8 protein-coding genes and 1 pseudogene are annotated in these 7465 nt (G+C 71.5%); 8 read left to right on the top strand and 1 reads right to left on the bottom strand.

Annotated elements, in window-relative coordinates:
• A pseudogene (locus ADY59_RS53100) lies at positions 1-202 on the top strand (hypothetical protein); the annotation flags it as partial.
• A 121-nt stretch (positions 203-323) separates the two neighbouring features.
• On the opposite strand, the gene ADY59_RS45745 reads toward ADY59_RS53100, so the two are convergent.
• Positions 324-1127 carry a dioxygenase family protein gene (locus ADY59_RS45745; protein WP_049577147.1) on the bottom strand — a complete coding sequence of 268 codons (804 nt, stop codon included), beginning with the start codon at positions 1125-1127 and terminating at the stop codon, positions 324-326.
• Positions 1128-1282: 155 nt separating this feature from the next.
• On the opposite strand from ADY59_RS45745, the gene ADY59_RS45740 reads away from it, so the two are divergent.
• The 7 genes from ADY59_RS45740 to mreD all read left to right on the top strand — a co-directional run.
• The gene (locus tag ADY59_RS45740) at positions 1283-2602 is read left to right on the top strand and encodes a bifunctional folylpolyglutamate synthase/dihydrofolate synthase (RefSeq protein WP_049577144.1); all 1320 of its coding nucleotides are present in this window, start codon (positions 1283-1285) and stop codon (positions 2600-2602) included.
• Positions 2602-2943: a DUF4233 domain-containing protein gene (locus ADY59_RS45735; RefSeq protein WP_082310899.1), complete on the top strand. Its 342-nt coding sequence runs from the start codon at positions 2602-2604 to the stop codon at positions 2941-2943. The genes ADY59_RS45740 and ADY59_RS45735 overlap by 1 nt, the downstream gene beginning before the upstream one ends.
• Before the next feature lie 74 nt (positions 2944-3017).
• Positions 3018-4559 carry a hypothetical protein gene (locus ADY59_RS45730; RefSeq protein WP_049577142.1) on the top strand — a complete coding sequence of 514 codons (1542 nt, stop codon included), beginning with the start codon at positions 3018-3020 and terminating at the stop codon, positions 4557-4559.
• 54 nt (positions 4560-4613) lie between these two features.
• On the top strand, positions 4614-5024 hold the full coding sequence (ndk, locus tag ADY59_RS45725) for a nucleoside-diphosphate kinase (RefSeq protein WP_049577140.1): 411 nt from the start codon (positions 4614-4616) through the stop codon (positions 5022-5024).
• Positions 5025-5285: 261 nt separating this feature from the next.
• Positions 5286-6317 (top strand): rod shape-determining protein, encoded by a 1032-nt coding sequence (locus ADY59_RS45720; protein ID WP_049577137.1) that lies wholly within the window; start codon positions 5286-5288, stop codon positions 6315-6317.
• Positions 6317-7195 (top strand): rod shape-determining protein MreC, encoded by an 879-nt coding sequence (gene mreC / locus ADY59_RS45715; RefSeq protein WP_049577135.1) that lies wholly within the window; start codon positions 6317-6319, stop codon positions 7193-7195. Before ADY59_RS45720 ends, mreC begins: the two co-directional genes overlap by 1 nt.
• On the top strand, positions 7192-7465 hold a 274-nt coding region (gene mreD / locus ADY59_RS45710), incomplete at its 3' end, for a rod shape-determining protein MreD (protein WP_049577133.1). The genes mreC and mreD, both read left to right, overlap by 4 nt.

Genomic DNA, 7465 nt, shown 5'->3' with positions numbered 1-7465 from the left:
GGCGGGCGACGAGGGGGCGGACGAGGTGTTCGTGGCGGCGGGTGCCGGGCCGTTGACGGTGCTGGTGGACGACGGGGGCATCGCACAGGCATGGCCCACCCGGGCAGTCATGACGGCTTACGGCCCTATCCCGGCCCCCGATGCGGCACGGCTCAAGGCGTTCCATGGGCCCCGATGCGGCACGGGTCAAGGCGTCCCCTGAGGTCCGGTGTGGGTCCGGGCTCGCGGGCGACAAAGGGCGCCGGAGGCCGAAGGCGGGTGCGGGACGCAAGGGGGGCCACCCCCAGCAGCCGGGGTGGCCCCTTCTTGCGTTCGGGTGCCCGTCAGACGCGCTGCCACAAGGCGGGCACGTTGGGAGGTTCCCAGCCTGACTGGGCTATGTGCCCCTGAAGGCAGCGATACGTCGCGCCACCATAGGTGACCTGGGCACCCGCCTGGTAGGTCACCCCTGCCTGCCAGGTACCCCCGCCCGGAGGCGGAGTCGTGGGGGGATCGGTCGGGCCGCCGGCGACATTCAGCACGAAGTCGAACGTCGCCTCCCTGCCCGAGCCGACCGTGCGGACGTTCATGAGCAGTCTCGGGTCGAAGATGGTGTCGGTGTTGTTGCGCGGCTCGCCCGGGAAGTACGTCTGCGTGGTGAGGACGGGCCGGTTGGGCGCCTGGACCTTCATGTGGATGTGCCGCGTACGGCCCGGGTAGAGGCCGGGCACGATCGTGGTGAGCTTGTAGGCGCCCGTCGCGTCGGTGAACTGGTGGCCGCGGAAGTTGAACCCGGTGTTGTCGTAGGCGCCGTTCCTGTCGGCCTGCCAGAAGTCCAGGAGCACGTTGGCCAGCGGCTGGCACGCCAGCCCGAAGACGTACCCGCTGACAGTGAGCAGGGTGCCGCTGCCGGGCAGGGTCGAGCGGCGGGGGGAGTTGGGCTTGAAGTACGGGCCTTCCGTCTGGGGCGGCGTGGGGTCGTCGCCGTCGTCGCAGAAGGGGGTGGGGGTGAGCGGTCCGCTCATGTCACGGGCGAGGGCCGGCACCTGGCCGATGAGCAGAGGCGCCGGTGCAGCTATGAATGCCGCTTTCAGTAACGTCTTGCGGGTGATGCCCTTGTCCGGGTCGCGAGTGTTCTCGCCTTCCACGATGGCCTCCTCGTAGGAGCCTGCCGGGGGGTGGGGCAGGCTGTTTCCCAAGGTGACACCTGGTGGACGGGGTGAGTACCCTTCAACGTTCTATACAGTCCGCGATATGTTTCCCCCGGTGATGACCCGCTTGCCGAGGTCAGTAGGCTGAGGGCGTGGACTATCGTGCGGTTGAACGCGCGATCTTGGAGCGGGGCGTCGAGTGGGACTTCGAGCCGACGCTTGACCGGATCGCGGCCCTCCTGGACCTGCTCGGCTCGCCCCAGCGGGCCTACCCCGTCGTGCACATCGCCGGCACCAACGGCAAGACGAGCACGGCGCGGCTGACCGAGGTCCTGCTCAGGGAGCGCAACCTGCGGGTGGGCCGGTTCACCAGCCCGCACCTGGTGACGATGCGCGAGCGGATCACCGTCGACGGCGAGCCGCTGAGCGAGGAGCGGTTCACCGAGGTCTATGAGGAGATCGCGCCCTATGTCGAGCTGGCCGACACGCAGGGGCGGCGGATCCAGTTCTTCGAGCTGCTGACGGCCATGGCGTTCGCCGCGTTCGCCGACACGCCGGTCGACGTGGCGGTGGTCGAGACCGGCATGGGCGGCTCCTGGGACGCCACGAACGTCGCCGACGGCACCGTGTCGGTGATCACCCCGATCTCGCTCGACCACACCGACAGGCTCGGCCCCGACATCGAGAGCATCGCGACGGAGAAGGCCGGCATCATCAAGCCCGGCGCCACCACCGTGCTCGCCCAGCAGGAGCTCGCCGCCGCCGAGGTGCTGATGCGCCGCGCGGCCGAGGTCGGCGCGGTCGTCGCCCGCGAGGGGCTGGAGTTCGGCGTGCTCGGCCGCGAGGTGGCCGTCGGCGGCCAGCTCCTGACCCTGCGCGGTCTCAAGGGCGTCTACGACGAGGTCTACCTCCCGCTCTACGGCGCCCACCAGGCGAGCAACGCCGTCTGCGCGCTGGCCGCCGTCGAGGCGCTCACCGGCGGTGACGACCCGCTCGACGCCGACCTCGTACGCCAGGCCTTCGCGCAGGCGTCGTCGCCGGGCCGCATGGAGATCGTCCGGCGCAATCCCACGGTGGTCGTCGACGCCGCGCACAACCCGGGCGGCATGCAGGCGACGCTCGACGGCGTCGACGAGGCGTTCGACTTCGCCAAGGTGATCGGCGTCGTCGCGGTCATGGCCGACAAGGACGTGAGCGGGCTGCTGGAGCTGCTGGAGCCGATGATCGACCAGATCGTCGTCACCCGTAACTCCTCGCCCAGGTCGCTGACGCCGCAGGAGCTGGCGGAGCTGGCCGTGCCGTTGTTCGGCGAGGACCGGGTGCACGTCGTCGAGCGTCTCGACGACGCCATCGACCTCGGCATCGGGATCGCCGACTCCGAAGGCGAGTTCAGCGGCACCGGCGTGCTCATCACCGGGTCGGTGGTCACGGCGGGCGACGCCCGCCACCTGCTGAAGGCGGAGGGCGCCTGATGGAGTTCCAGGTGACGCCCGGCATGCGCAGGCTGGGTGCCAGCGTGCTCGGCATGGAAGCCATCGTCGCCGGGCTGACGACCCCGGTGGCCATCAGCGTCGGCGGTGTGGCGCCCGCGCTCGCGGTGACCGTCGGCATCGGGCTGGCCGTGCTCTGCGTGGTCGCCGCGGGGCTGCTCAAGCGCCCGTCCGGCTATGTTGTCGGCAGCGTCGTGCAGGTGCTGGCGATCGGCGCGGGGTTCGTGGTGACCGCGATGTTCTTCCTCGGGGCGATCTTCGCGGCGCTGTGGATCACCGCGATTCTCGTCGCTCGGCGTGTCGAGGGCGTGACTTCCCGCTAAAGTCGGGCCTCATGGCCGTCCCCCCAATTCAGCGGACCTCCGGCACCGCGACCCAAGGCGCGAGGCTCGGATGGTTGTCCGACGTCGTGCTCGGGCTGCTCATCGTGGCCGCGCTGCCGCTGGCGATCGTCGCCATTCCCAACACCGTGTCCGTCGTCGCCGACCTGCTGCCCGCCGAGATCGACCGGATCGGGCTCATGCGCGCCCACGGGCTCGCCCTGCCGGCGATGATGCTGACCGTGCCGCTCGCCGCCGTGGCGCTGCGCCGGGTGAAGGCCGCTCACCTGATGCTCGGCGGGTTGCTGCTGCTCGGCGTCGCCGACGCCGCCGGAGGCTATGCCGGGTCGGCGTTCCTCGTGGGCGTGCTGCGGGTGGCTCACGGCGTCGGCGCCGGGCTGCTCGTGCCCGCCACGCTGGTCGCCGCCTGGGACCGGCCGCCCGTGCTGCGCGCCCTGTGGAGCGGCATGCTGGCGCTCAGCATGCTCGGCGCGCAGGCGCTGGCGCTCTGGCCGCTCGACGGCGTGACCCGCTGGCAGATCACCCTGCAGCCGTATCCGCTGCTGACCGGCATCGCGCTGGTGCTCGCCGCCGCCTACCTCGTGCTGTGGATGCTCGGCGGCCGGCCGGACGATCCGCGCATGCGTGCCAAGGAGCGCAGCCGCCTGCTGCTGGCCGCCGTGCCCGCCGCCGGCATCGCCGTCGTCGCCATCAGCACCGCGAGCGAGGACTGGCGGGCCGGGCTGGTGGTCCTGCTGGCGCTGCTCGCGGTCGGCGGCCTGCTCGCGCTGGCCTCGATCGGCACCCGCGAGAGCCGTACGCTCGCGTACACGATGGTGGCGGTCGGGGTCGTGCTGCTGCCGACCGTCGCGCAGGTGACGTACGTGGAGATGGGCGGGCTGGGCGGGCCGGGGCTGAGGGGGCTGTGGCTGCCGTTCTGCGTTGCGGGGGCGCTGGCCGTGGCCGGGGCGGTCGCGGTGCGCCTGTCGGCCCTCACGAGCACGTGGGTGACGCAGCTGGGGCTGCTGTCGATGGTGGTCGGGCTGTGCTCGGTGCGGGTCGTGGCGCCGTCGGCCGAGGGGCTCGTGCTCGTCGTGCCGTTCACGCTGCTCGCGGTGGGGGCGGCGGTGGCGATCACGGCGGCGCTCGGCCAGGTGGGGGCCGGGGCGGGCATGTTCGGGCTGGCGCTGTGCCTTCCCGGGGTGCTGGCCGGCTACCTGCTGGGGACCGGCGTGCAGATGGTCGCCCTCGAGGGGGACCGGACCAGGCAGGAGCTGGTCGACAGCTTCGTGACGGCGTTGCATCTGTGGGCGTTGGCGGGCGGGTTCTTCGTGGTCGCGGTGATCGTGCTGGCCGCGGTCATGGCCAGGCGCGCGCCCGTCGCGGAGGACGTACGGGACGAGGAAGGCGGCGGTGAGCCGGAAAACGCCACCGAGCCGGAGGTCGTTCCCGAGCCTGAGGTCGTGGCGGAGGTCGTGGCGGAGGTCGAGGACGAGGATCGGCCGACCGGGGTGATCCCCCGGATCGCGGTGCCGCCGCTCCCGCAGGCGGACGGGGAGGCGGACGTGTCGCCCGTGCCGCCGCCGGCGCCGTCCCCGGAGGACGGCAAGCGGGGGTGACGGGACGGTAAGCTGTGCCGCAGTTTCCGCGACCTGTTCAAAGGAGAACCTCAAGTGTCCGAGCGCACTCTTGTCCTGATCAAGCCCGACGGGGTGAAGCGCGGCCTCATCGGTGACGTGATCGCCCGTGTGGAGCGCAAGGGCCTCAAGGTCGTGGCGATGGACCTGCGCACCCTCGACGCCGACACCGCCAAGGCGCACTACGCCGAGCACTCCGAGCGGCCGTTCTTCGGCGAGCTCGTCGAGTTCATCACCTCGGGGCCGCTGGTCGCGATGGTGCTGGAGGGCCCGCGCGCCGTCGAGGCGTTCCGCTCGCTGGCCGGGCTCACCGACCCGGTGAAGTCGGCCCCCGGCACGATCCGCGGCGACCACGCGCTGGAGATCGGCGAGAACGTCGTCCACGGGTCCGACTCGCCGGAGTCGGCGGCGCGGGAGACCAAGATCTTCTTCCCGGACCGGTTCTGAGACCGAGCCCCCTGACCAGGGGGCGGCCCACGGAGTGCTCGTCAGGCAAGCGGCCTGGCGGGCACTTTCGCTTTTGCCGGACACCTACCCAGCGCGGTCGGGTGGTATCTCGCAATACGGGCAAAATCGGGGTTGGCGGAGGGGCCTGAGAATTTTGTGGGGCGCGAGGGCTCGTTGCGGGGCCTGGTGGGTACGTCACGTTACGATTCGAATTCGATCCGTAGTCACTCGCGAACGACGTTACGGAAGGCTCCGTTCCCCATGGGCAGCAAGCTCGCCTTTCTAGGCCGTGACATGGCGGTCGATCTGGGCACCGCCAACACGTTGGTGTACGTGCGCGGCCGCGGCATCGTGCTGAACGAGCCGTCAGTCGTGGCGATCAACACCTCCAGCGGGAAGATCGTGGCGGTTGGCATCGAGGCCAAACGCATGATCGGGCGCACGCCCGGCAACATCGTGGCCGTGCGTCCGCTGAAGGACGGGGTGATCGCGGACTTCGACGTCACTGAGCGGATGTTGCGATATTTCATCCAGCGGGTGCATAAGAGGCGTCATTTCGCCAAGCCGCGCATCATCATCGCCGTGCCGAGCGGGATCACCGGCGTGGAGCAGCGGGCCGTCAAGGAAGCCGGCTACCAGGCGGGCGCCCGCAAGGTCTACATCGTCGAGGAGCCGATGGCGGCGGCGATCGGGGCCGGGCTGCCGGTGCACGAGCCGACCGGCAACATGGTGGTCGACATCGGCGGCGGCACCACCGAGGTGGCGATCATCTCGATGGGCGGCGTGGTGACCAGCCAGTCCATCAGGGTCGGCGGCGACGAGCTGGACCAGGCGGTGATCACCTTCGTGAAGAAGGAGTTCTCGCTGATGCTCGGCGAGCGCACCGCCGAAGAGATCAAGATGGCGATCGGCTCGGCCTGCCCCACCGGGGAGGAGGCGCACGCCGAGATCCGCGGGCGCGACCTGGTCAGCGGCCTGCCGAAGACGATCATCGTGTCGGCCGAGGAGATCCGCAAGGCCACCGAGGAGCCGGTCAACGCGATCGTCGACGCGGTCAAGACGACCCTCGACCGCTGCCCGCCGGAGCTGTCCGGCGACCTGATGGACCGGGGCATCGCGCTCACCGGAGGCGGTGCGCTGCTCAAGGGCCTGGACGAGCGGGTCAAGGCGGAGACCGGGATGCCGGTGCACATGGTGGAGAACGCGCTCGACTCCGTCGCGCTCGGCTCCGGCAGATGCGTGGAGGACTTCGAGGCGCTGCAGCAGGTGCTGGTGCCGGAGTCGCGGCGCTGATGAGGGACTCGCGCCAGGCCCGGCTGATCCTCGGCACGCTGCTCGCGGCGGCGCTGATCATCCTGACCGTGGACCACCGCGCCGGCGAGAGCTCGCCGCTGACGCCGCTGCGTTCGGCCGGCGCGTGGCTGTTCGGGTCGGCGGAGGAGGCCGGCGGCATCGTGGCCAGGCCCGTGGGCGGGTTCCTGCACGCGATCGCCGCCGCGCCGGGCGCCCAGGCCGACATCGAGCGGCTCAAGGCGGAGAACGCCCGGCTGCGGTCGAGCCTGTCCGCCGACCGGCTCGACGCGGCTCGGGCCGCCGAGCTCAAGCGCATGCTCGGCCTGGCCGGGCTGGGCGGCTACAAGGTGGTGCCGGCCAACGTGATCGCCCGGCGCGGCCAGCCGGGTTTCGAGGACGCCGTGCAGATCGACGCCGGCACCGAGGACGGGGTCCGCACGGACATGACGGTGCTCAACGGCGACGGGCTGGTCGGCCGCGTGGTGCACGCCGCGGCGCGCACTTCCAGCGTGGTCCTGCTGAGCGACCTGGCCTCGGCGGCCGGCGCCCGGATGGAGGGCGGCCAGGAGATCGGCGTCGTGCACGGGGTGGCCGAGAACGGGCGGCTCCTGCAGTTCAAGCTGCTCGACTCGACGGCGCCGATCAACAGGGGAGGGCGCCTGGTCAGCTTCGGCTCCCACCGCGGCGCGCCGTACGTGCCGGGGGTGCCGATCGGGGTGATCGAGCAGGTGGAGTCGACGCCCGGGCAACTCGTCCGCATCGCCTACGCCAGGCCGTACGCGGACCTGACCGCGCTGGACGTGGTGGGGGTGGTGGTGCAGGGGCCCGCGCGCGACCCGAGAGACGCGGTGCTGCCGCGCAGGGAGGGGGCCCGATGACGGCGGTTCTGGTCGTGCCGCTGGCGCTGCTGCTGCAGGTCATGCTGGTCAACCGGCTGCCGCTGCCCGCCGGGGGCACGCCGGACCTGGTGCTGCTGGCCGTGGTGGCGGTGGCGCTGCTGCGCGGGCCGGCGGCCGGAGCGGTGATCGGCTTCGTCACCGGGCTGGTGGTGGACGTGGTGCCGCCGACGGCGCATGTGGCGGGCCTGTCCGGGTTTGGGTTGGGGCTGGTGGGCTACCTTGCGGGGGGCGGGGCTGGCTCTTTTACAC

It is taken from the genome of Nonomuraea sp. SBT364 (assembly GCF_001083785.1).
GTDB lineage: Bacteria > Actinomycetota > Actinomycetes > Streptosporangiales > Streptosporangiaceae > Nonomuraea.
Note: the sequence above shows the minus strand (reverse complement) of the source record. Positions and strands in the feature narration are given on the sequence as shown.

Excerpts from the sequence above, each read along its gene's own strand:
- mreC (WP_049577135.1), top strand. The coding sequence starts at position 6,317 with ATGAGGGACTCGCGCCAGGCCCGGCTGATCCTCGGCACGCTGCTCGCG.
- ADY59_RS45720 (WP_049577137.1), top strand. The coding sequence starts at position 5,286 with ATGGGCAGCAAGCTCGCCTTTCTAGGCCGTGACATGGCGGTCGATCTG.
- ADY59_RS45735 (WP_082310899.1), top strand. The coding sequence starts at position 2,602 with ATGGAGTTCCAGGTGACGCCCGGCATGCGCAGGCTGGGTGCCAGCGTG.